Source organism: Paenibacillus sp. FSL R10-2748 (assembly GCF_038005565.1).
Taxonomy (GTDB): domain Bacteria; phylum Bacillota; class Bacilli; order Paenibacillales; family Paenibacillaceae; genus Paenibacillus; species Paenibacillus polymyxa_B.
Genome location: NZ_JBBOTK010000006.1, coordinates 23,538 through 48,499 on the forward strand (window position 1 = coordinate 23,538; position 24,962 = coordinate 48,499).

The 24,962-nt window shown below is 47.2% G+C and carries 19 protein-coding genes; all 19 read right to left on the reverse strand.

The window, feature by feature from the left end:
• Positions 1 to 27: 27 nt before the first annotated feature.
• Positions 28 to 2,694 (reverse strand): valine--tRNA ligase, encoded by a 2,667-nt coding sequence (locus NSS66_RS18265; RefSeq protein WP_340959516.1) that lies wholly within the window; start codon positions 2,692 to 2,694, stop codon positions 28 to 30.
• Between the two features lie 409 nt (positions 2,695 to 3,103).
• Positions 3,104 to 4,432 carry a LysM peptidoglycan-binding domain-containing protein gene (locus tag NSS66_RS18270; RefSeq protein WP_069079911.1) on the reverse strand — a complete coding sequence of 443 codons (1,329 nt, stop codon included), beginning with the start codon at positions 4,430 to 4,432 and terminating at the stop codon, positions 3,104 to 3,106.
• A gap of 126 nt (positions 4,433 to 4,558) precedes the next feature.
• Positions 4,559 to 5,473 (reverse strand): RluA family pseudouridine synthase, encoded by a 915-nt coding sequence (locus NSS66_RS18275; protein ID WP_069079910.1) that lies wholly within the window; start codon positions 5,471 to 5,473, stop codon positions 4,559 to 4,561.
• Positions 5,470 to 6,774, reverse strand: coding sequence for a glutamate-1-semialdehyde 2,1-aminomutase (hemL, locus tag NSS66_RS18280; RefSeq protein ID WP_028541575.1), 1,305 nt, complete (start codon positions 6,772 to 6,774; stop codon positions 5,470 to 5,472). Before hemL ends, NSS66_RS18275 begins: the two co-directional genes overlap by 4 nt.
• Before the next feature lie 30 nt (positions 6,775 to 6,804).
• A complete protein-coding gene (hemB, locus tag NSS66_RS18285; RefSeq protein ID WP_023989962.1) occupies positions 6,805 to 7,803 on the reverse strand; it encodes a porphobilinogen synthase in 999 nt (332 codons plus the stop codon).
• 47 nt (positions 7,804 to 7,850) lie between these two features.
• Entirely contained in the window at positions 7,851 to 9,407 is a 1,557-nt protein-coding gene (cobA, locus tag NSS66_RS18290; RefSeq protein WP_340959517.1) for a uroporphyrinogen-III C-methyltransferase, read from the reverse strand.
• A 4-nt stretch (positions 9,408 to 9,411) separates the two neighbouring features.
• Complete coding sequence (hemC, locus tag NSS66_RS18295) at positions 9,412 to 10,338, reverse strand: hydroxymethylbilane synthase (RefSeq protein WP_023989964.1); 927 nt, start codon at positions 10,336 to 10,338, stop codon at positions 9,412 to 9,414.
• Position 10,339: 1 nt separating this feature from the next.
• Positions 10,340 to 10,987: a precorrin-2 dehydrogenase/sirohydrochlorin ferrochelatase family protein gene (locus tag NSS66_RS18300; protein ID WP_028541572.1), complete on the reverse strand. Its 648-nt coding sequence runs from the start codon at positions 10,985 to 10,987 to the stop codon at positions 10,340 to 10,342.
• 8 nt (positions 10,988 to 10,995) lie between these two features.
• Entirely contained in the window at positions 10,996 to 11,823 is an 828-nt protein-coding gene (gene ccsA / locus NSS66_RS18305) for a cytochrome c biogenesis protein CcsA (RefSeq protein WP_023989966.1), read from the reverse strand.
• A 16-nt stretch (positions 11,824 to 11,839) separates the two neighbouring features.
• Positions 11,840 to 13,234, reverse strand: coding sequence for a glutamyl-tRNA reductase (hemA, locus tag NSS66_RS18310; protein WP_013311616.1), 1,395 nt, complete (start codon positions 13,232 to 13,234; stop codon positions 11,840 to 11,842).
• Between the two features lie 248 nt (positions 13,235 to 13,482).
• Positions 13,483 to 13,881 (reverse strand): adenosylmethionine decarboxylase, encoded by a 399-nt coding sequence (gene speD, locus NSS66_RS18315; protein WP_025365654.1) that lies wholly within the window; start codon positions 13,879 to 13,881, stop codon positions 13,483 to 13,485.
• Between the two features lie 267 nt (positions 13,882 to 14,148).
• Positions 14,149 to 14,736 (reverse strand): hypothetical protein, encoded by a 588-nt coding sequence (locus NSS66_RS18320; RefSeq protein ID WP_023989968.1) that lies wholly within the window; start codon positions 14,734 to 14,736, stop codon positions 14,149 to 14,151.
• A 287-nt stretch (positions 14,737 to 15,023) separates the two neighbouring features.
• Positions 15,024 to 15,635 (reverse strand): ribosome biogenesis GTP-binding protein YihA/YsxC, encoded by a 612-nt coding sequence (gene yihA, locus NSS66_RS18325; protein ID WP_013311619.1) that lies wholly within the window; start codon positions 15,633 to 15,635, stop codon positions 15,024 to 15,026.
• An 18-nt stretch (positions 15,636 to 15,653) separates the two neighbouring features.
• Complete coding sequence (gene lon, locus NSS66_RS18330; protein WP_023989969.1) at positions 15,654 to 17,990, reverse strand: endopeptidase La; 2,337 nt, start codon at positions 17,988 to 17,990, stop codon at positions 15,654 to 15,656.
• Between the two features lie 110 nt (positions 17,991 to 18,100).
• Positions 18,101 to 19,828 carry an ATP-dependent protease LonB gene (gene lonB, locus NSS66_RS18335; protein WP_023989970.1) on the reverse strand — a complete coding sequence of 576 codons (1,728 nt, stop codon included), beginning with the start codon at positions 19,826 to 19,828 and terminating at the stop codon, positions 18,101 to 18,103.
• A gap of 217 nt (positions 19,829 to 20,045) precedes the next feature.
• Positions 20,046 to 21,164, reverse strand: a complete 1,119-nt coding sequence (gene ispG / locus NSS66_RS18340) for a flavodoxin-dependent (E)-4-hydroxy-3-methylbut-2-enyl-diphosphate synthase (protein ID WP_023989971.1) — start codon at positions 21,162 to 21,164, stop codon at positions 20,046 to 20,048.
• A gap of 110 nt (positions 21,165 to 21,274) precedes the next feature.
• Entirely contained in the window at positions 21,275 to 22,531 is a 1,257-nt protein-coding gene (clpX, locus tag NSS66_RS18345) for an ATP-dependent protease ATP-binding subunit ClpX (protein ID WP_023989972.1), read from the reverse strand.
• Positions 22,532 to 22,543: 12 nt separating this feature from the next.
• Complete coding sequence (gene clpP, locus NSS66_RS18350) at positions 22,544 to 23,134, reverse strand: ATP-dependent Clp endopeptidase proteolytic subunit ClpP (RefSeq protein ID WP_016324659.1); 591 nt, start codon at positions 23,132 to 23,134, stop codon at positions 22,544 to 22,546.
• Positions 23,135 to 23,544: 410 nt separating this feature from the next.
• Positions 23,545 to 24,858, reverse strand: a complete 1,314-nt coding sequence (gene tig / locus NSS66_RS18355; protein WP_028541569.1) for a trigger factor — start codon at positions 24,856 to 24,858, stop codon at positions 23,545 to 23,547.
• Between the last annotated feature and the right edge of the window lie 104 nt (positions 24,859 to 24,962).

Consider the following 24,962-nt stretch of genomic DNA (forward strand, 5'->3'; position numbering starts at 1 on the left):
CTTCAGGTCATTTTATTGTGAGTGAAATTATCCCTTGAGTTCTTCAATACGTGCGATAACTTTAGCGCGCTTATCTGAGTAATCGGCTTGCTTGGCCTTTTCTTCCTCGATGACTTTAGCTGGTGCCTTCGCCACAAAGCCTTGGTTAGATAACTTTTTCTCCACGCGCTCCACTTCACTGTTCAAATGCTGAAGTTCTTTTTCCAGTCTGCTAATTTCCTGGGCAATATCAAGCAGTCCGGCCAGCGGCAGGTATAGCTCTGCGCCGCTAACTATAGATGTCATCGCTTTATCTGGAACGGTGAATTCTAATCCTGCGTCGAATTCAGACGTATTACAGAATCTACGTACATATTCCCCATTGCGGTTAATGATATCGAGAACGGCTTGATCGCCGGGTTTTATGAATAATTCAATTTTCTTACTCATCGGCACGTTGACTTCAGCGCGGATATTGCGTACAGCGCGAATTACGTCGATCAGCAAATTCATTTCAGCGACTGCATCCTTATCCTCAAAAGCCGGATCATAAACAGGCCAAGCGGCCAGTGTAATCGTTTCTCCCTCATGCGGGAGATGCTGCCATATTTCCTCAGAGATAAACGGCATGAACGGATGAATCATGCGCAGCGTCCGATCCAATACATATGCAAGTACGGATTGCGTTTTCTTTTTCGCCTCTGCATTGTCGCCATATAGGGAAAGCTTCGCAAACTCAATGTACCAGTCGCACAAATCATCCCAAATAAAGTTATACAGAAGGCGGCCTGTCTCGCCAAATTCATAAGCATCTATTAGACGCGTGATGTCGCGTGAAGTTTCGTTTAGACGATGCAGGATCCAACGATCAGCGGTGCTCAAGTCACCAGTAATGTCTATATCTGCCGAAGTGACGCCTTCCAGATTCATCAGCGCAAAGCGTGACGCATTCCAGATTTTATTGGCAAAGTTACGGGCCTGCTCCACCCGCTCCCAGCGGAAACGAAGGTCTTGCCCAGGCGTGCTACTGGTGGAAATCATATAACGCATGGCATCGGTACCATATTGGTCAATCACATCGAGCGGATCAACACCGTTGCCGAGGGATTTGGACATTTTTCTACCGTCCGCATCACGAACCAACCCGTGCATAAGTACGTCCTTGAACGGAATCTCTTCCGTAAACTCCAGCGCGGTAAAAATCATACGCGATACCCAGAAATAAATAATGTCATAGCCTGTAACCAAGACATTAGTCGGATAGTAGCGTTTGAGGTCCTCTGTCTGCTCAGGCCAGCCCAGTGTCGAAAACGGCCACAAAGCCGAGCTGAACCAGGTATCCAGCACATCCTCATCCTGTTTTAGCTTTCTGCCAGCATACTCAGGCAAAGTTGTAGGGTCCTCCGCCGATACAATAACTTCTCCGGTTTCCTCATCGTACCATGCCGGAATACGGTGTCCCCACCATAATTGACGGGAAATACACCAGTCACGCACATTTTCAATCCAATGCAGATAAGTACGTTCAAAGCGATCCGGTACAAAGTTTACCCCGTTGCCAGCCTTCTGCACTTCAATCGCTTTAGCTGCCAGAGGCTTCATTTCCACAAACCATTGTGTGGACAGATAAGGTTCTACAACTACACCTGTACGTTCACTGTGGCCTACTTGGTGTACGTGCTCTTCAATACGAATCAGTACGCCTTGCTCTTTCAGATCAGCGACGATTTGCTTACGGCAATCGCTACGATCAAGGCCCTGATATTTGCCTGCTTCGGCATTCATCGTTCCCGTTTCGTCCATCACCGTAATTTGTGGCAGCTGGTGACGTTGTCCCATTTCAAAATCATTCGGGTCGTGAGCCGGTGTAATTTTAACCGCGCCGCTACCGAAATCTTTATCAACGTAGTCATCCGCAATGACCGGAATTTCCCGTCCGATGATTGGGAGCACAAGCGTTTTGCCAATCATTTGCTTGTAGCGTTCATCTTCCGGGTGTACAGCTACTGCTGTATCGCCCAGCATCGTTTCAGGACGTGTAGTAGCTACCGTAATAAATCCGCTACCGTCTTTCAGTGGATATTGCAGGTGATACAGATTTCCGTTCACCTCTTTGTATTCCACCTCAATGTCCGATAATGCAGTACGTGCAGCGGGGTCCCAGTTAATGATGCGTTTACCGCGATAAATCAGACCCTTCTTGTACAGTGTAACGAATACCTCGCGTACCGCTTGGGACAGTCCCTCATCCAACGTAAAACGCTCACGAGAATAATCGAGAGAGAAACCCATCTTTTCCCATTGATTATGGATATTATCCAGATAAAGTTCCTTCCACTCCCACACTTTCTCCAAAAACTTCTCGCGGCCCAAATCATAACGTGTCAGGCCTTCTTCACGCAGCTTTTGCTCTACCTTTGTTTGGGTAGCAATACCCGCATGGTCTGCCCCTGGCAGCCACAAGGCATCATAACCCTGCATCCGCTTGGCGCGAATAATAATATCCTGCAAAGTAAAGTCAAGAGCATGTCCAATATGCAACATACCTGTAACATTCGGTGGTGGAATAACGATTGTAAAAGGCTCTGCCTCTGGATGTTGCCCGGCGCGGAAATAGCCCTTCTCCATCCACGTTTTGTACCATTTTTGTTCTGCTGATTTTGGATCGTACGTTGTTGGCATTTCCAAGGTTGTCTTGTTGTCTTGTTCTGACATATCAGGATACCTCCATGATTTTTCAATTGGCAAATAAAAAAAGCCCTTCATCCTCAAAGGACGAAAGGCTGTTCTCTCGCGGTACCACCTTTGTTTCACCCCTAGTGTATGTATCCACTGATCCATTACACATGGTGTGACACTTTATGCAGATAACGGTTGCGGACCGGCCTTATTCTACCGTGAACCTCTTATCTTCCGTAGGAATTAAATGAGGAACCGTTCAAACAGGCGACTCCCGGGTGACTTCGGCCAGTAGCTTCCTGCGGAACCTCACAGCGCTGCAATTCCACTCTCTGAAGGGCTTGCTGCCTACTCTTCCCGATCTCAGTCTTTCAATAACTATACCACATCATACATTTCCCATTGACTATAGTCAACACCCGCTGTGCATTTTTCAGCAACCGGATCAAGGGATGTACAATACCTGTCCTTCTTCCACATGATGCTCCGCCAATCTGTTATACAGTTGAAGCTCACGTGTGCTGAGCTGATAACGGTCAGCTATGGTTTCCAGTGTATCCTCGCGCTGTACAATGCATAAGCGCACCTTGCGAAAAGGTGTTTCATCTTGTGTATGAAAAAAAAGGTTCTTCCACTTGGCATTCTCCCGCTCTTCTTCGGCTTTCTGATCCTGATCCTGCGGCTCCTGCTCCAATTGCTGCTGGTATTCGGCTTCCTTCACCGAACGGCTGGATTGGAGCAATGATGAGTAGACAACCGGGTCTGGCTCGTCTGCCCCTTCATCCTTTTTACTGTTAAGCGCCACACGCATCTCTGGCTTATCCTCAGTAAAGGTGTCATGGGCCTCGTGGTTCACCTGTTCTGACGCTTCAGGCCTGAAGTCGGAGTTATCTACTTGACTCGCCTCCAACTGTGGCTCCAGATAGACCTCGGACTCCGTGGCAGGATGCGGTTCATTCAACAAAGGGTCATATACTACATTGGGAGATGCGGAAGATACTTTAGGTTCATTCCCCCCTGTCCATGCTTCCTCTTGCTGAAATCCCCACACTTCCGGAGACCCATGCTCATGCTTGACCTCGGGAGAGCTGTCTTCAACTGCTTTACCCGTCCAAGGCTCATAGAACCGGTTAGAATCTACTGCCGACTCATAAGCTTGCTGTTCCGACGATGCCTTCTGTTCTCCATGGCCCTCAGACAGCTGTTCCCATGAAACGGACTCCTGTTGTGCTGGCACTCTGTAGGAAGTTTCAGGGTCTGTAAAATTGGAGGTCGAGTCATTGGTAGAATAGGCCTCTGCATGGCGATGCTCTCCATCGGCGGGAAGGGATTGAACCGGATGCTCAGGTGCATGCACTACGGTAAATTCCTCATCCAGCCAGACCGCCGTCTCCTCCGCGTGCGAGCTTTCCACGCCATGCAAAGAAAGAACACCTGTAATGTTTAGACTACGTAAAGAGAGCAGGTCCACATCAAAATTTTCAATCTCGACAGAGATATCTTCCAATCTCCCTACGCGGTTTAGCGGAATGGTAATTTCCACAGGGATCAAATGATGAAGCTCGCTCGTGATCTGTTCAGGTGTGCGGTACACGCCCTCCAGCAGCAAATGCCCTCGCAAAGCGGCATGGTCGCCGTGGGTTACAACCTGAATGCGTGGCAGAAGCTCAATTTCCTCCAACTCAGCAATCCCGGCAGCTTCCTCCGTCAAATGAATGCGTTCATAAATATCAAAACGCAAGCCTTGCGGCTGATCATTCTGTTGTTTGTTCAAGGATGGCATCCTCCTTTGGGCAGTCTCCGCACATCCTCTGACTTCTGGTCAGGCGCACGGAAACTCCATATTGCAAACCGTTTCTAGGTTCAAGTATATGCGCCAAAATAGAAGGCATGCCATCTTTTATAGCTGTTTGTGCAGCTTTTGAAAATCATCCGGCCAAGCATCCTCCACGGTAATCGTTTCGCCACTCAGCGGATGACAGAAGATAAGACGCTCTCCGTGCAGCGCCTGCCTGCCAAAATCAGTAGCCCGCCCCCCGTATAATACATCCCCAAGCAACGGGTAGCCAGCATGACTAAGATGTACGCGAATCTGGTGCGTCCGGCCTGTCTCCAGCGTCAGATATACGAGACTCACTGCACTTGAACCGCTTCCCCATACTTCCCCAAGTTCAATATGGGTAACCGCCTTCTGCCCAGTCGGAGATACACGGCGGCGCTGCTTATGATGCCTGTCCTTGCCAATCGGCCAATCCAACGTTCGCAGCGATGGAGGTACTTTCCCTCGTACCAAAGCTACATACCTGCGGCCGATATCCTTAGCTCTCATTTGCTCGTCCAGCTTGAGCAACGCAAATTCATTTTTGGCATACAGCACTGGGCCCGTCGTATCCACATCCAGACGATGTACATGCCGTACCGCCGCATGTATGCCATTCATCTCATAGTAGGATGCGACAGCATGATCCAACGTCAGCGGACCATCCTGCACAGCGCCGTCCGGATGTACTGCCATACCTGCTGGTTTATGCACTACCAGGCAAAAATCATCTTCATACAGTACCTTTAAATCATACCAACGAGGGGTGATGCCAAGGTTCATTACAGGAAAAAGGGCCAGCCGCAGCCGGTCCCCTGTAAGTTCAATCTCTTTTTCATGACGCAGTCTGCGCCACAGCTTTTCCGGTAATTCCAAACGATTCAGCAACCACTGATCTACAGCATCAGCGCTGTTTTTTTCCCCGTCTGTGACTTCCCGTCCTGGCGTGACTTCCAGCCACGGTCCTCTTCTTTTCCAGCCACCTTGCCAGCTCATAGACGTTTGAGCGCGCGATAGTTCGCCTCAATGGTAGCATCAATATCCTCTACCGTATGCACGCCCGACACAAACATACCCTCAAATTGAGATGGTGCCACACTAACTCCCTCATTCACCATTTCAGTAAAGTAACGGCGGAAGTGGTCCTGATTACTCGTTTTAGCTGTGTCAAAATTGACAACCTTTTCTTCTGTAAAAAATGGACAAACCATAGAACCCACGCGATTGATCGTGACAGGGATACCCAGCTCGCTCGCATTACGTTCGAATCCGGCTTGAAGCCTTGCTGCCCGCTCTTCCAGACGATCGTATACTTCTGGCGTCAGCAATTTAAGTGTCGAATAACCTGCTGCCATAGCCAGCGGATTTCCGCTAAGCGTACCCGCTTGATATATTGGTCCCGATGGAGCAATCTGCTCCAGAATATCGCGACGTCCGCCGTAAGCACCTACAGGGAGTCCACCACCAATCACTTTACCCAGACAGGTAAGATCCGGCGTCACACCAAAGCGACCTTGAGCCGAATGAAGTCCAACCCGGAATCCAGTCATTACTTCATCAAAAATCAGCAGACTTCCGTACTGCTGGGTTACCTCACGCAAACCTTCCAAAAATCCAGGCTGTGGCGGTACAACGCCCATATTGCCTGCTACTGGCTCGACAATAATTGCGGCAATCTCTTCGCCAAATTTCTCAAAAGCTAGCTTCACCGAAGCCAAATCATTATAAGGGACGGTGATTGTATGGGTGGCCACGACTTCAGGTACACCCGGACTATCGGGCAAGCCTAAGGTCGCAACACCAGAGCCTGCTTTAATCAGCAAGCTGTCCGCATGACCGTGATATGATCCCTCAAATTTAAGAATTTTACTACGGCTCGTAAATCCGCGTGCGAGTCGAATCGCACTCATAGTCGCCTCAGTTCCGGAGTTAACCATACGTACAATATCCATGGAAGGAACACGTTCACAAACGAGCTTGGCCATTTCAGTTTCTGCCAACGTTGGTGCGCCGAAGCTGGTTCCTTTTACAACAGCAGCCTGTAAAGCTTTAACCACTTCGGGATGTGCATGCCCCATAATAAGCGGTCCCCATGAACATACATAGTCTAAATAGGATTGACCATCAATATCATATACGCGCGATCCTTCGCCATGGTCGATATATACAGGTGTAATCCCAACAGATTTAAAAGCCCGTACCGGGCTGTTTACGCCACCCGGAATGTATTGTTTTGCCTCATCGAAGGCTACTTTGGAGTTCGTATCCTTGCGCACTGTTCGTTGTTCATCGATCAATCTGACCACTCCTATCTTCTGAAAATAGACTTATTGCTTCAACCATCTTGCCGCATCCTTGGCCGAATAGGTAATAATCATATCTGCACCCGCACGCTTCATGCTTGTCAAAATCTCTAGCACCATTGCTTTTTCATCAATCCAGCCTTGAAGAGCTGCTGCCTTGACCATGGCATATTCACCACTAACGTTGTAAGCCACCATAGGCAGATCAAATTGATCCTTAATCGTGCGCATCACGTCCAGGTAAGAAAGAGAAGGCTTCACCATCAGCATATCCGCACCCTCCAGCACATCAGATTCCGCTTCTCGCAATGCTTCACGTGCATTAGCAGGATCCATCTGATAGGATTTACGGTCACCAAACTGCGGTGCAGAATCAGCAGCTTCCCGGAAAGGACCATAAAAAGCAGACGCATATTTGACGGAATACGACATAATCGGAATATGTGAAAAGCCTTCTAGATCCAGCCCCTGCCGAATCGCCTGTACAAAACCGTCCATCATATTAGATGGCGCGATAATATCCGCACCAGCTCTGGCCTGAGAAACGGCTGTACGTACCAGCACCTTCAGAGATTCATCATTCAATACTTCACCGCATACCTCACCATCATGCTCATGCATGTGTACCATACCGCAGTGTCCATGGTCCGTAAACTCACACAAACAAGTATCAGCCACAACCAGCAGTTCGGGATAACGAGACTTGATCAAACGAGTTGCTTCCTGAACAATACCATCGTCCACAAAAGCCGAAGTCCCTACACTGTCTTTTGTTTCCGGTATGCCAAACAGGAGCACGGCGGGAATGCCAAGCTCACTAATCTCTTTCAGTTCTTCCTCCAGCCGATCCAGAGAAAAACGGTATACACCTGGCATAGAGCTAATTTCCTGTTTCACTCCAGTGCCAAATGTTACGTAAATCGGTTGGATAAAATCAGCGGGATTCAATACCGTCTCACGCACCATACTGCGGATTGCAGCTGACTGGCGCAAACGACGATGTCTAGTAAAAGGAACACTCATGAATACAAACCTCCATTTTTTATACATTCATTAGCAAAAACAAAAAATTATAATGTCATAAGAGTACTTGATCGTTTCCAGTCACATAACGATTGAATCAGACTTTCAATGGTTGCCTTCTCTGACATAAAACTCACAGTCAAACCGGCTTGGGTAGCTGTCTCACCGGTCAAAGGACCGATCACAGCAATCGTAACTCCCTCCAGCAGCGACAACGGATCATGGATCCCCATTTGTCTGAGCGCTTCCAGAAAAAAGGTGACGGTTGAGGAACTCGTAAACGTAATCGCGTGAATGGCACGTTCCTCAAGCAGCTTGAGGAGCTCGTCATCCTGTGTGTTGGCTGCCAGCACCGTTTGATACAAATCAGCCTCGGTCACATGAAGGCCCATCTCCCTCAGCTTTTCTGGCAGCCACGACCGAGCTAGATCACCCCTTGGGAGAAATACATCCTGCCCTGCCTGCAAATCCTGCTCAAACCCTTCGAGCAAGCCCTCTGCCTGAAAAGGGCCTTCGATCTGTTCTGCCGCAATTCCGTGCGTCCGAAGCGCGGCTGCTGTAGCCGGTCCGACTGCGGCAATACGCGCTTTGAACAACGCGCGTACGTCCTTGCCCTGTTCCTTTAAGTGCGTGAAAAAGTATTCCACTCCATTAACGCTGGTAAAAAACACCCAATCATATTCAGGCAGTCGTGCAAATGCCTCTTTAATTTCCTGTTTGGTTGGCTCGTCCGAAGGGGCGACAGTCTGAATAACTGGAAATTCATAAGGCTCGCCACCAAGCTCTTCAATCCGGTGAACCAGACTGCTGGCCTGCGCACGCGCGCGAGTAACTAAAATCCGCTTGCCAAACAAAGGCATGTCCTCAGCCCATTTTAACTGTTCACGTTGATTGACCACTTCTCCGACAACGATGACGGCGGGAGGCTGAAAATTCGCGGCTTTCACCTTAGCTTCAATATCCGCCAGCGTACCCACCAGCGTATCCTGCTCGGCGCGGGTCCCCCAACGGATCAAGGCAACAGGAGTATCTGACGGCTTGCCGTGTTTTATGAGCTGTTCACTGATATAGCCGATCTTTGCTACACCCATCATAAAGATCAGTGTGCCCGTTGCGTTCGTCACTTTATCCCAATGAATACTTTTGTCGAGTTTATCCGGACTTTCATGACCTGTAATGATAGAAAGCGATGAGGCCATATCTCGGTGTGTGACTGGAATGCCCGCATAGGCGGGCACACTGATCGCTGATGTGATGCCGGGTATAATTTCATAGGAAATACCGTGTTTACGCAATAGCCCGGCTTCCTCGCCGACTCGTCCAAATATAGTGGGGTCTCCCCCTTTAAGACGAACAACTGTTTTGCCCTCCAAGGCCAAATCCACCAGCAGCTGATTAATTTCCTCTTGCTTCATGGTGTGACGATCTGGCAACTTGCCGACATATATTTTTTGGGCACCTGGCTTCATCAGTCCCAAGAGGCGTGGGCTTGCCAGTCTGTCGTACACAATGACATCGCCCAATTGAATGCATTCCCAACCCTTGACCGTAATTAATCTTGCGTCTCCGGGTCCTGCACCTACCAAATATACTTTTCCTGCCATGCTATCATCCCCTCACCTGCGCCAGAATCTGTTCCGCTCCTTTGGCTATCAAACTGGCCGCCACCGCTTCTCCCAGCTTTTGCGGATCATTTCCCTGGAGCGTTTCCTTCAAAATAAACTCGCCATCTGGCGATCCTACCATGCCCGTGAGGCTGATTTCTTGACCAGCCCAGACCGCATGAGCCCCGATCGGCACTTGACATCCCCCATTTAACACGCCCAGAAAGGTTCGTTCTGCCGCAACGGTAGCCGAGGTATCCCGGTCGTTGTAAAGGCGCAGCAAGGCCAATAGCTCTTCGTCGCTCGCACGACATTCAATACCCAGCGCTCCCTGCCCAACCGCCGGCAAACAGTCTTCTTCCGGTATATAGGACGTAATTCGCTCTTTCCAGCCCATCCGATGCAAGCCTGCTGCCGCCAAAATGATAGCGTCAAAACCTTCCGTCTCCAGCTTTTTCAGACGGGAATCAATATTACCACGCACAGGCTCCAATTGTAGATCAGGTCGCATGGACTTGATTTGACTGGCTCTGCGCAGGCTGCTCGTGCCCACCTTTGCCCCTTGAGGCAAATCCTCCAGGCTCTTGGCGCCCAATGTGATCAGGCAATCACGTGGATCCTCACGGCGCGGCACAGCGCCGTTGACAAGCCCTTCCGGTAATTCGGAAGGCATATCCTTCATACTATGTACTGCCATATCAATCTCACCAGCCAGCATGGCCTGTTCAATTTCTTTGACAAAAAGCCCTTTGCCACCCACTTTGGACAAGGTTACATCCAATATTCGATCACCCTTGGTCAGGATTTTCTTCACGACAAATTGCAAATCCATTCCATGCTCCGCGCACAGCGCGTTCAAATCTTCAATGACATGCCCGGTCTGAGTTAACGCCAGCGCACTCTGTCTGCTGCCTACCACAATTGTTCGCATGTTATTCCTCCTGATTTTGCGCAATCCATAGGTCTATTTCTTTTTCGGTCCAAGCCATAAATTCATGACGGCGTATTTGATCCAAAATTCCGCTACTCGCCAAGCGCCTCAGTAGTTTGGTCCTTTGCTGTGGAGAACTTATCTTATGTTTGATGATCTGTCGCATATCGTGCATGAAATCCAGATATGGCTCGTATTCGCTACCAAACAACGTATCCAAAGCTGATGTAATATCAGCGGTCACAGCAGGGCCAGCCCCTTCTGTGGAAATACTAATCGTCAATCTTCCTCGTCGAATGATACCCGGCGTTATAAAGTCTCCATCTTCCGATCGATCCGCCACATTTACCAGTATACCCCTTTGTCTGGCCTCATGCGCAACCTCATAATTCACTTCTCTCTGGTTCGTCGCCGCATATACAAGAAAGGCTCCCTGAAGGTCACCCTCGCGATATACGCGATTTACCCAGTGGAGCTGCTTGTGATCCGCCAGAACCTGTAAATCCGGCGTTATATTCGGGCTAATGACGGTAATGAATGCCCCACTTTCCATCATCCCCTTTACCTTTCGTTCCGCAATCCTACCGCCACCTACAACACAACAGATCCTATTCTTACAATTCAACGAAATCGGGACAAAATGCTGCAAAAGGCTTTTCACTCTCCCGTCCACTGATGAAATACAGACCAGGAATTCAGCAAAAAATTAAGAATCAATAGCGTGTAGCCCACCAATGCCCACTTTGCCATCACAAGCCCTGAACGCTGATTCAATCTTTTGCTCACTAAAAATACAATATACACGCACAAGGCAATCGCTGTCATCAGCACCTTGGTATCGAGCAAGAGACGCCAGCGTTCCTCGGCAATAATAGAAATAACGGCAACTACAATAGAGACTCCCAGCAAAGGAGTACCAATCAACAGCGCCATATGCGTATACCGATCCATCATTTCCAGACTCGGCAGGCGCCTGATCGTGTCATTCCATTTCTTTACTTTCAATTTACGATGCAAAAACAGATATAACCCCGAAAATACAGCCGCTACCGTCATTGCTACAAAACCAAGATTAGCCAGCGCAATATGAATCAGGAGCAGCCCATGCACTGTATGCCAATTTCCAAGCGGGTTGTCGAGAGGCTTCATCCATATATTGTTGAGCACTAGCACTGCAAAACTAATAATATTAAGCAGCAATACCGCAAATTCGGATCGCTGATAACGTGTCAGAATCAAAGAAATCAGTACCAAAATAACTGAGAACAGAAATAGAAAATCATAGGTCACGAAAATAGGAAGATGCCCTTCATTCCAGGTTCTTATCCCCATATAAGCAAGCTGGAGCACCAGAACGACAACAAGAAGCCCTGTACCTGTCCGTTTAGCATTCGCATTGCGACGAATCCCATCCGAGAATACAAACAGAAGGCTCAGGGCAAAAACATAAATCATTGAATCATATATAAGCATGCCTGAAGCCACGTCTGTTCACCCACCTTTACAGGCTGGCCGGCGCAAACGACGCTGGCAAAGCCTGAGCCTGAACGGTCTTTTCATGAACACCGGCTTCCGGTTTCATTAACGCAGATGCATCGCTTTTATCTACTTTCTGAGCGGCGTCATCCAAACGATCCTCCAGAGCAAAAATGTGGCTAAACATGTCTAGGGCCTCATTTCCCTGCTTTTGGACAGCCAGTTCCTTTACCCGATTGATCGGATCATGCATCATCTGATTCAGCATACTCTTCGTCAAGCGGCTAATCACTTTGCGTTGCCGTTCATCCAGCTCGGGAAGCTTATTGAACAAGCTTTCCAACGTATCCTGATGTACAGACTCCGCTTTTTCCTGTAATGCACGAATCACCGGACGCACTCCCATCGTTTTCAACCATTGATAAAACTCGCTAAGCTCATCTTCGATCATATGCTCGATTTTTGTAGCTTCGGTACGGCGCATTTCCAAATTGCTCTCCACGATCCCTTCCAGATCATCAATATCGTACAGGAAAACATTCTGTAATTCACCAATAGCCGGGTCGAGATCACGCGGAACCGCAATATCAATCATAAACAAAGGACGGGACTGTCGACGTTTCATACTTGCTTCAACCCGAGTCCGATCCAGAATATAACCCTGGGCACCTGTCGAGCTAATAACAATATCCACATCCGCCAACCGATTCATGCCTTCCTCCATCGTAACCGGCGTTCCATGAAACTTGGAGGCAAGGTCTTCCGCACGGGACAAGGTTCGGTTTGCTACAATAACCTCGGCTGCTCCGCCGCTGTACAAATGCTTAACAGTAAGCTCGCTCATTTTACCAGCACCGAGAATCAGTACCTTTTTATCGGTAAACATCCCGAAAATCCGTTTGCCCAGCTCAACTGCTGCATAGCTGACAGATACGGCACTTTCTCCAATAGACGTCTCCGAATGGGCACGCTTGCCCAATGTGACGGCCTGCTTAAACAACATATTAAACCACGTTGCCGTAATTTTCTGGGATTGAGCCTGAAGAAAAGCGTTCTTTACCTGTCCCAAAATTTGTGTTTCTCCGATTACCATAGAATCAAGACCACAAGTCACACGGAACAAATGCCGAATCGCCTGCTCGTCCTCATATATATATAAATGTTGTGTAAATTGATCACGCGGAATGCCAAACCATTGCTCCATAAAACTGCGTATAAAATAACCGCACATGTGAAGGCGGTCCACCACAACATATATTTCAGTCCGATTGCAGGTTGCGACAACTACGCCTTCCAACACACTTTTGGTAAGTTTGAGTTGTTCCAGCGCTTTTGGCAAATCTTGTTCTGCAAATGTAAAACGCTCTCTGACTTCCACAGGCGCCGTACGATAATTCAACCCAACAACGACGATGTGCATTGCAAATTCACCTGCCTAAACTGTAATAAGAATAACCACTGTTATCATAAACTATGTTAATTATATCACAGAAGTCCGAATCTCCTCCGGCTGTTTTATGAATTGTTTATGAAAATTGGATGGCTTTCATGAACATCTAGCACGTTCTGTATGATTTGATTTAGTGTAAACCACTTTTAAAACAAATAACCATGGAAATGTTCCATGGTTATAATATAGGACGCACAAATGGCTCCATAAAGAACGATTTACACTAACTCGGCCAGCTTGCACTCCGGTGATTCCACCTGAAGTTCTCCCAAGCCGCGAATCAGCTTCTTCGCATATGTTTTTTTCGGTTTTAGAACGGATACCAGGTAATCAATAGCCAGCTGCGGATCGACAGTCTCACCGCAAGTATAACAATCAATAGCGGCAAATCCTCTCTCAGGATACGTATGAATAGAGAGATGACTCTCCGACAACAGTACAAGCACGGTAGCTCCCTGTGGTTCGAATTGCTTGGATTGAACGGACATCACCGTTGCTCCGCAAGCTTCAGCTGCTTCAACTAATTGAGCCTCCAAAAACTGCGCATCATTCAGCAATTCAAACTCAACACCCCAAGTATCTACGGCAACGTGTCTTCCGAAAGTTGAGTACTCCAATTCCATCTTTCGGTTCCCCCTTCCTAGGAATAAAATGTTTGAAAAAATTTCATCCGCTAGGACCTACGTCATTCACTTCCCGAGGGAATAACCTCTCGCAACATTCAATGTCCTGAGTGAATCCTGGTTCCTATATTCATTTTCAACGAGATTAAAAATAACATCTATGTGCAGCAAATGCAATCATTTTTTTGGAATAAAAAAGCCCCTTTCGGTAAAGAAAGGGACTACACTGCATAACGATTCATTCCATATATTCATGCCTTATTAAGCTTCCAGTGCAAATAATTTCGAGCAACTCATTCGAAGCTTGTGGTCAATCTGTTCCAACTCCGAGAAAGTACGCGCCAAATTCCGCTGGTCAAGCAACGAATTAATGAGATGATATACGTCTGATATTTCATTTTCGACGTTCTGATGCTGAAAAAGCTGTTGCAGTTCCTGTACCGTATTTTTATATTCAAATACCAGCTTAGAGCCTGCGGCATTCTTCTCCATAATTTTACGAACCGTACCTTCATTATAAAAATACACCATAGTGAATCCTTGATACATTCGGTAAACGATGCCTTCACCCTTAAAACGAACAAAAAGTTTGCGTATAAATAGGGTTAGTTGCGGATGAATTAAGCGGCAAGTCAATTCACACACTAATGCTCCCTCTTTGGCTTCAAAAAACAAATGAACTTCCTCACCCGCACTATGCTCCAGAACGATTTCCTGACTTCCGTTATCCAGAACTTTAATGTGGTAATGCACCTGCGGATCATCCACTGCCCGCAAAAATTCGTCCATTTGAGTTTCCGACAAGGTCAATGTGGTTTTAACATACTCTGTGGCTAACCGCTGAGCCATACCAATCTCCTCAATTCTTTCCTGAACCTTTAGTTTAAGCTCTATGCTTCATTATACATCAGACCTACAGCGCTTATCTTGCACATCAATCATAAATTTCCGTCACACATCGAAAAAAACAGAAAATAATGGGGTTGAGACTGCATTATCCTCCATATACACTCACTTTTCTGCTTAAAGTCCACGAGTTCCTTTAGTTATTATATATTATTCCTACCATTTTAGTAAGCTTATTTTCCCGAAGCCCGAATCATGAAAAAAGGACGCCCTTAAGGACGTCCCTAGCCTTACAATTCCGTCTGCTCTTCGTCGTCATTCTCTATATAGCTGGAGATGACAGACCACAGCTCTTCCTTGCCCATACCTTCTTCGGATGAAAAGGGGATAAACAATCCCCCGGGAAGTATTCCGAGTTCTTGCTTGATTACTTTATAATGCTTTTCTCGTCGCGTTTTAGGGATTTTATCTGCCTTCGTGCCTACAACACATACGGGAAGCCCATTATGACGCAGCCAATCATACATCATGATATCATCCTTGGACGGCGGATGGCGTAAATCTACCATTTGAAGCACCAGTTTGAGTGGCTCACGCTCCAGCAAATAAGACTCAATCATCTGCCCCCAAGCCTTGCGGGACGTTTTGGATACTTTGGCGTAACCGTAACCGGGAAAATCGACAAAATAAAGATCATCATTAATCCGGTAATAATTGAGTTGCTGGGTTTTACCTGGCGTAGAACTGGTACGCGCCAAATTCTTACGGTTAATCAACCGATTAATCAGTGAAGACTTTCCTACATTGGAGCGCCCCGCCAGAGCAATCTCTGGCAAAGCGTCCACAGGAAACTGATCGGGGCCAACCGCACTTATTATAAATTCTGCTTTTGTTACTTTCATTGTGTCCTTAATTCCTCTCTAATGTACCCTTGCCTGCTCAACCAAAGCATGCTTTAGCACCTGATCCATATGGGCAACGGGGACAAATTCAACATCCTGCCGGATACTGTCGGGAATATCCTTCAAATCCCGTTCATTATCTTTGGGAAGCAGAATTTTTTTGTAGCCTGCCCGGTGGGCAGCCAGCGACTTCTCTTTCAAACCACCAATTGGCAATACACGACCACGCAGAGTAATTTCGCCCGTCATAGCCACATCTTTGGATACATGACGGTTGGTCAAAGCTGAAATTAATGCGGTAGCAATAGTAATTCCTGCAGATGGGCCATCCTTCGGAATCGCACCCTCAGGAATATGAATGTGGATATCATTTTTCTCATAAAAGTCCAGTTCAATGCCCAGATCAACTGCTTTCGAACGAGTGTAGCTGAATGCCGCCTGTGCAGATTCCTTCATAACGTCTCCCAGTTTACCCGTAAGAATCAGTTTACCGCTACCAGGTACGACCGTCACTTCAATCATCAATGTTTCACCACCGACTTCTGTCCATGCCAAGCCTGTAACCGTACCGATCTGATCCTCCAGTTCTGCAACACCGTAACGGAATTTAGCGATACCTAGATAATCCTTCAGATTATCCGGTGTGATTTGAATCGGGCCTTCGCCACCAGATACAACTGACTTCGCCGCCTTGCGGCACAGAGAAGCCATTTGCTGCTCAAGATTCCGTACACCGGATTCACGGGTATATTCGCGAATGACACGCAGTAGCGTATCCTCCCCGATAACCAGTTGTTCCTCGTCCAAGCCATGCTCTCTCTTCTGCTTGGGCAATAAATACCGATTGGCGATTTCCAGCTTCTCCAGTTCGGTGTAGCCAGGAATATATAATGTCTCCATGCGGTCCATTAGCGGACGCGGGATGTTGTGCGCAGCATTGGCTGTCGTTACAAACATCACATTGGACAGATCAAACGGCAGCTCGACAAAATGGTCACTGAACGTATTGTTTTGTTCAGGATCAAGCACTTCAAGCAATGCCGCCGATGGATCCCCTCGAAAATCGGAAGCCATTTTATCAATCTCATCCAGCAAAAATACCGGATTAGACGTTCCTGCGGTCTTCATCCCTTGAATGATCCGCCCTGGCATCGCGCCAACATAAGTCCGGCGGTGACCACGGATTTCCGCTTCATCCCGCACACCTCCGAGAGAGATGCGAACAAATTCCCGACCCATGGATTTGGCAATCGAACGGGCCAACGAGGTCTTGCCGACCCCTGGCGGACCTACAAGACACAGAATCGGTCCCTTAATGGTCTTCACTAGCTTACGTACAGCCAAATACTCCAATACACGCTCCTTGGGTTTATCCAGTCCGTAGTGGTCGTTATTGAGTACCTCTTCAGCTTTGACGATATCCAGATCATCATCGGTAAACTTGTTCCATGGCAAGCTTAACAACCAATCAACATAATTACGGATGACGCCACCCTCGGCAGAGCTTGCTGGCATTTTTTCCAGACGGTCGATTTCCTTTTCAACCTTCTCCTTCACCGGAACAGGCAACTCCAGTTCACTTAGCTGGTTGCGTAGTTCTTCAACTTCTCCTGCGCGACCTTCCTTCTCACCAAGTTCCTTCTGAATTGCCTTCATTTGTTCACGCAGATAATACTCCTTCTGCGTCTTTTCCATCTGCTTCTTCACACGCTGGTTGATTTTACGTTCCAGCTCCAGTACTTCACGCTCATTGTTCAAAATATCCAGAAGCTTCTCCAGACGCTGAGTAACGTCGATCGTCTCCAGTATATCCTGCTTTTCCTTAATTTTGAGCGTCAGGTGACTTGTGATCACGTCTGCAAGCCGTCCTGGCTCCTCAATATCGGATACCGCAGCGAGAGTCTCTGGTGTTACCTTTTTGGACAAGTTGATATAATGCTCGAACTGAGTTAATACAGTGCGCATAAGCGCATCCGTCTCAGGCTGTACGTTTTCTGCCTCGTGCAGCTCCTTCGCCATTACCTCGTAATATTCTTCATTGTCCGTATATTGAATAATCTCGGCGCGTTCCAGCCCTTCCACCAATACTCGAATGGTTCCATTAGGAAGCTTGAGCATCTGACGTACCTTGGCTACCGTGCCGACTCGAAAGATGTCCTCTTGTGTGGGTTCTTCAATATTTACTTCTGATTGAGAACACAGGAGAATCAAATTGTCTTCAACCATCGCTTTTTCCAAAGCCTTGACCGATTTTTCCCGGCCCACATCGAGATGCAGAACCATGCTCGGGTAGACCAGAAGCCCTCTTAAAGGCAGCAAAGGAAAACGACGACCTTTTGTCTTGGTGGGTCCCATCGCTTTCGCACCTCCAGTGATTCTCAGGTTCCGGATTTTACAATCCTCACGTTGCTATCTTTCATATTTTATCAAATGTTTTATGAAAAAACCAATGAAAGGGTGGTTTATCAGCAAGATCCTGTATCTGATATCGTCCCGTTATGCGTTCCATCAGCCTGTAACAAGGAAGATTGGGATGGGCGAAAAGTCTCAATTGGCGCATGCACAGGCAAATCCGACGTCATCTCTTCCCCAAACACATGTCGGAACACTTCTGTAACCGACTGTACGGGGATGACTTTTAGACCCTCAATGCTATCAAAAAGAGCTTGCCAGTTATCCTGCGGAATGATCACTTTTTTGGCTCCCGCCTGAAAAGCGGCTTCAACCTTGGCTAACACACCACCAATCGGTTTGACACGACCATGGATGCTAACTTCGCCAGTCATAGCAATTTCATGATCCACCGGAATTCCCCGCATCGCGGAAGCAATAGCTGTTGCCATCGCAATTCCTGCGGACGGGCCATCTACCGGCGTACCCCCGGGGAAATTGATATGCAGATCGTAATTCGACGGAGCCAATCCGAGCGTACGCAAAACGGTCAGAACATTTTCCACAGAACCTTTAGCCATGCTCTTACGGCGCAGTGTGCGGGACCCACCTCCGATTTCTTCCTCGTCCACGACCCCCGTAATATTATAGCTTCCCTTCCCCTCAGGAACCGGAACCGCGGTAACTTCAATTTCCAGCAGCATTCCCATGTTTGGGCCATATACAGCTAATCCGTTAACAAATCCGATTTGCGGCAAGCCCGGTATTTTTCGGTCAGGACGCGGCTGAATTTGACTGCTGCCCGCTACCCATTCCACGTCGGAAGCATTGAGACGTTCCCTTTTCTCGGTAAGTGCCAAACCAGCAGCAAGCTGGATCATATTGACCGCCTCCCGGCCGTTAGTGGCGTAACGCTGTACAACTTCTACCGCCTCAGGACAAGGACCAAAGCCTAGCTTGTGGACAGCATCCTCAGCAATACGGGCAATCTCCTGTGGCTGCAAGGCACGGAAATAAATTTCCATGCACCGGGAGCGAATCGCAGGTGGCAACTCATGCGGCGAACGGGTCGTCGCACCTACCAAACGAAAATCCGCTGGCAAACCGTTTTGGAATATATCGTGGATATAAGCAGGAGTATGCGAATCTTCCGAGTTGTAATACGCACTTTCCAAAAATACCTTGCGATCCTCCAGCACTTTCAACAGTTTATTCATCTGCGTTGGATGCAGCTCACCAATCTCATCAATGAACAGCATACCCCCATGTGCCTTCGTTACAGCTCCAGGCTTAGGCTGCGGGATACCCGCCACCCCCATCGCTCCTGCCCCTTGATAGATTGGATCATGTACTGAACCTATCAGCGGGTCCGCAATACCGCGCTCGTCAAAGCGGGCCGTCGTGGCATCAATCTCCGTGAATTTGGCATCTCCCTTGAACGGGGATGACAGATTCTTCTTCGCCTCTTCCAACACCACGCGTGCAGCAGCCGTCTTCCCTACACCCGGCGGGCCATAAATAATGACATGCTGCGGATTCGCACTACATAACGCCGCCTTGAGCGCGCGCAATCCGTCCTTCTGACCCACGATATCCTGTAATGTGGCAGGACGTGTGCGTTCAGCCAATGGTTTGGTAAGTGAAATTGAACGCAATTTGCGTAGCTTATCTAATTCCTTCCGGGATTCTCGATCCACCGCACTACGGTTCGTTTTCTGGCTCCGCAGGAGGTTCCAGAAATACAGACCAATAACAATCCCGAAAAACATTTGCACCAATAACAAAATCATAGTCAAGTCCATCGTATTTCCTCCGTTTCTCATCTCAGCAATTTGAAAAATGCCGCTCTATGAAAAACAGTATTTCCTTTTCCGCGATAGCTAAACGGCGGTCTTTCAAAAGATCAGAGAGAAATACAAAAACACCGCGAAGAACAGTTCTGTAGCAGAGCTGCTCTCCACGGCGTATAAATGATGACAATAGATTATGACTATGCCTCTTTATAATAACTGCTTTTGCCTACACCTTCTCGGCGGTATGACGTTCTTCACGTCCAGGGATTTTCCCTGTTTCCTCATATGCCTTGACGATGATATCAATTTCTTTTTTCAATTCCTCGACCATATCAGCCTCAGGTACTTTGCGAATCATTTTTCCATAACGGAACAAAAGGCCTTCACCGCGCGCTCCGGCAATTCCGATATCAGCTTCCTTCGCTTCACCCGGGCCATTCACTGCACAACCCAGTACTGATACTTTAATCGGTACCTTGAGTTTTGCAATGTAGTCTTCTACCTCGTTAGCAATAGAGAACAGATCAATATCCAGACGTCCGCAAGTCGGACAAGAAATCAGTGTAGCTGCGTTTGTGATCAATCCAAACGTCTTGAGCAACTCACGTGCTACCTTCACTTCTTCCACCGGATCGGCGCTGAGCGAAATACGCATTGTGGAGCCGATGCCTGATGCCAGCAAAGCGCCCATACCTGCCGCGCTTTTAACCGTACCCGTAAAGAGCGTCCCAGCTTCGGTAATACCCAGATGGAGCGGATATTTAATAATTTCAGCTGCCTTCGTGTAAGCGGCAATCGCCATAGGAACATCAGACGCCTTCAATGACACGATAATGTCATGGAAATCAAGCTCTTCCAGTATCCCGATATGATACAGTGCGCTTTCTACCATCGCTTCTGGCGTAGGGTAGCCATACTTATCAAGTAAATGCTGTTCCAACGACCCGGCGTTCACACCAATCCGAATTGGAATCCCTTTTTCCTTACATGCCTTAACGACAGCTTCCACTTTTTCACGTCGTCCAATGTTACCTGGATTAATGCGAACCTTATCAATTCCATTTTCAATTGCCAGTAGAGCCAGCTTGTGATTAAAGTGAATATCTGCAACCAGCGGAATATGAATCCGTTTTTTTATTTCCTTAATGGCAGCGGCAGCTTCCTCATTGTTGACAGTAACCCGCACCAGTTGACATCCGGCTTCTTCCAAACGAAGAATCTCGGCTACAGTTGCTTCCACATCTGCTGTTTTGGTTGTACACATGCTTTGGATGATGACTTCATTGCTGCCGCCAATCGTCAGATTCCCGACTTTTACGGGACGTGTGTCTTGTCTTAAGAACATGTACTTTTCTCTCCCATTAACGCCAAACCTCCACCCCTTAAAACCTCATACAGGTTTAGTGAAGTGGAGATCCGGCTTCTCATGTTTTAGAGATCGCGAAGTATCAATCCTTAGGCGCTCTCTTCTTGTTTTTTATCCTTATCTGTACCACCGAGTTCCGGTGCGATTTTATCTTTTACAACCTGCTCATTGATGACGCAAGTAGTGATATCATCACGGGAAGGAACCTCATACATCACATCCAGCATAATGCCTTCAATGATCGCACGAAGACCACGGGCACCCGTGTTACGCTTGATGGCTTCACGGGCAATGGCTTCCAGAGCATCTTGCTTAAACTCCAAAGTAACATTATCCAGTTCAAGCATCTTCTGATACTGCTTGACTAACGCATTTTTCGGCTCAGACAAAATACGAACCAATGTGTTCTCATCAAGCGGCTCCAGCGTAGAAATAACCGGCAAACGTCCTACAAACTCCGGAATCAGACCGAATTTCAAAAGATCCTCAGGCAATACCATTGAAGTATATTCGCCTGGTTTCAGATCTTTTTGTTCGCTAGTAGCGTTAAAGCCGATGACCTTTTTACCGATACGGCGTTTAATCATTTGCTCCAAACCATCAAAGGCACCACCGCAAATGAACAGGATATTCGTGGTGTCAATTTGAATGAACTCTTGATGTGGATGCTTGCGACCGCCTTGCGGAGGTACAGAAGCAACCGTGCCTTCCAAAATTTTAAGCAACGCCTGCTGTACACCTTCACCCGATACGTCACGCGTAATGGACGGGTTTTCGGATTTGCGGGCTACTTTATCAATTTCGTCAATGTAGATAATGCCGCGTTCGGCTTTTTCCACATCATAATCGGCAGCTTGAATCAGTTTCAGCAAAATATTTTCAACGTCTTCACCCACATAACCTGCTTCCGTAAGGGAAGTGGCATCTGCGATAGCAAAAGGAACGTTCAAAATTTTAGCCATGGTTTGCGCAAGCAACGTTTTACCCGAACCTGTAGGTCCAAGCATCAAAATGTTACTTTTTTGCAGTTCCACATCATCAATTTTGTTTTGAGTATTAATACGTTTGTAGTGATTATATACCGCTACAGACAACGATTTTTTCGCTTGATCCTGACCAATGACATATTGGTCCAGAATGTCACGGATTTGCATTGGTTTCGGAATGTCTTTCAGATCTACTTCTTCTTCATGACCCAGTTCCTCTTCTACAATCTCCGTGCATAACTCAATGCATTCGTCACATATATATACGCCCGGTCCAGCAACAAGCTTGCGAACCTGATCCTGAGATTTACCGCAGAAAGAACATTTCAATTGTCCTTTTTCATCATTAAATTTAAACATAGAGCCACCCCTTTACAGATTAATCGGTTTAGACAGCACCTGGTCAATGATACCGTATGCTTTTGCCTCTTCCGCTTCCATGAAGAAATCCCGGTCAGTATCACGTTCGATTTTTTCGAGGGGCTGACCCGTACGCTCTACATAGATTTGATTCAGCTTAGCACGTGTTTTGATAATCCAGTCCGCATGAATCAGCATATCGGAGGCTTGCCCCTGAATGCCACCGAGCGGCTGATGGATCATGACTTCACTGTTGGTAAGTGCATATCTCTTGCCTGGTGCACCCGCTGTTAGCAGCAACGACCCCATACTTGCAGCCATGCCTACACAGATCGTCGATACGTCCGGCTTAATGAATTGCATTGTATCATATATACCCATGCCCGCAGTTACAGAACCGCCTGGCGAGTTAATGTACAAATTAATATCCTTCTCTGGATCTTCCGCAGAAAGGAACAATAGCTGTGCAATGACGAGATTGGCGACATCGTCATCAATCGGGCCACTTAGGAAAATAATACGATCCTTAAGCAACCGCGAGTAAATATCGTAAGATCGTTCTCCTCGATTCGTTTGTTCCACAACCATAGGGACGAGACTCATCACGACCAACCTCTTTTCTTTATTAAAATGAACACCTGTATTCATCCGCTTCCTTATGTCCCATTAAAACGGAAGCAGCAAGCATGAAACGTGAACACCTTACAAAATATTTTAACATGTTCAGAGTCTCGTGTCATATTTGCATGCGCTCATATATGCAGTGCGGGCTGTTTAAAGTACACTCTGCCGAGACCTTCTCATATTTAACCATGTTTCGTATGTATGTGCAAATATACGGTAGTGACTTATGTAAAACAAGAAAACACGACTCACAGCACTTTCCATAAACGACTAAAATTTGGGTTACCAAAGGTAAAAATAAGGCACGTAACTTTCACTACGTGCCTTATCCCTATCTAATTGCTACGTTGCAGCTTGTTACAGCATACTCCGTATATTTATCGTCTGAATTATTCAGCAGCTTCAACTGGCGCTTCTACTTCTTTGCTGTTTTCCACCAACAAAGCAATTGTTTTGCGCAGTGAAATTTCTTCTTTCAGGTTAGCGAACGAGCCGTTACCTTCCAGAATGCTGCGGATTTCCTCAACTGAACGTTTGTAAGCTTCAGCCATGTTTTTCAGTTCTTCATCAATTTCCGCTTCGGAAACTTCGATGTTTTCTGCTTTAGCCACTTGCTCCAGCACGAGGTTGTTACGTACGCGCTTCTCAGCATCAGCTTTCATTTGCTCTTCCAGGTCTTCCTTGCTTTGACCAGAGAATCCGAGGAACATTTCAAGGTTCATACCTTGGCTACGCAAACGGTTGTCGAAATCGCGAACCATGTTTTGCACTTCGCTCTTCACCATTGCTTCAGGAATGTCGATTGTTGCATTCTCAGCAACTTTCTCCACTACAGCACCCTCACGGGCTGCTTTAGCTTCGTTTTCCTTACGATCCAACAATTGCTTTTTCAAGTCTTCCTTGAATTCAGCCAGTGTGTCAAATTCGCTTACATCTTTAGCAAATTCATCGTCCAGTTCAGGAAGAACTTTGCGTTTCAGTTCGTGAACTTTCACTTTGAATACCGCTTGTTTGCCAGCGAGGTCAGCAGAATGGTAGTTCTCAGGGAACGTTACTTCAACGTCCTTGGAATCGCCAGTGTGCAAACCAACCACTTGCTCTTCAAAACCAGGGATAAATGTGTTAGAGCCCAGTTCCAAAGAATACTTCTCAGCTTGTCCACCTTCGAACGGTACACCGTCCACGGAACCGTCGAAGTCAATAATAGCTGTATCACCGGATTGAGCAGCATCTTCATCAACGACAACCAATTCAGCATGACGTTGTTGCAGGCGCTCCAGTTCTTGAGCTAATTCTTCGTCGCTTACTTCGAGTTTGCTTACAGGCACTTCTACGCCTTTGTAATCGCCCAAAGTCACTTCAGGTTTAACAGTAACCTTCGCTTTGAACTTGAAAGATTCGCCTTTAGCAAATTGATCAATTTCAACGTCAGGGCTGTCAACCGGGAAGATGTCCGTTTGCTCTACAGCTTGGCTGTAAGCTTCTGGCAACAGGATGTCAATTGCATCCTGGTACAGACTTTCAATACCATAGCGTTTTTCAAAAATAGGACGTGGTACTTTACCTTTACGGAATCCTGGTACACTTACTTGTTTTGCCACTTTATTAAAAGCTTTGTCGAGTGCAGCGGCTACACGATCCGCGTCAACCTCAACTTCAAGAACCCCAAGGTTCTTCTCTATTTTCTCCCAAGTTGCTTTCATTTTATGCTTTCCCCTCCAACAAAATCTTCACTTAGTTTTCATTACAATCAACGCACACAAAATAACCACTATAGTATATCTAACATTACTGTCTTTTTCAAGAG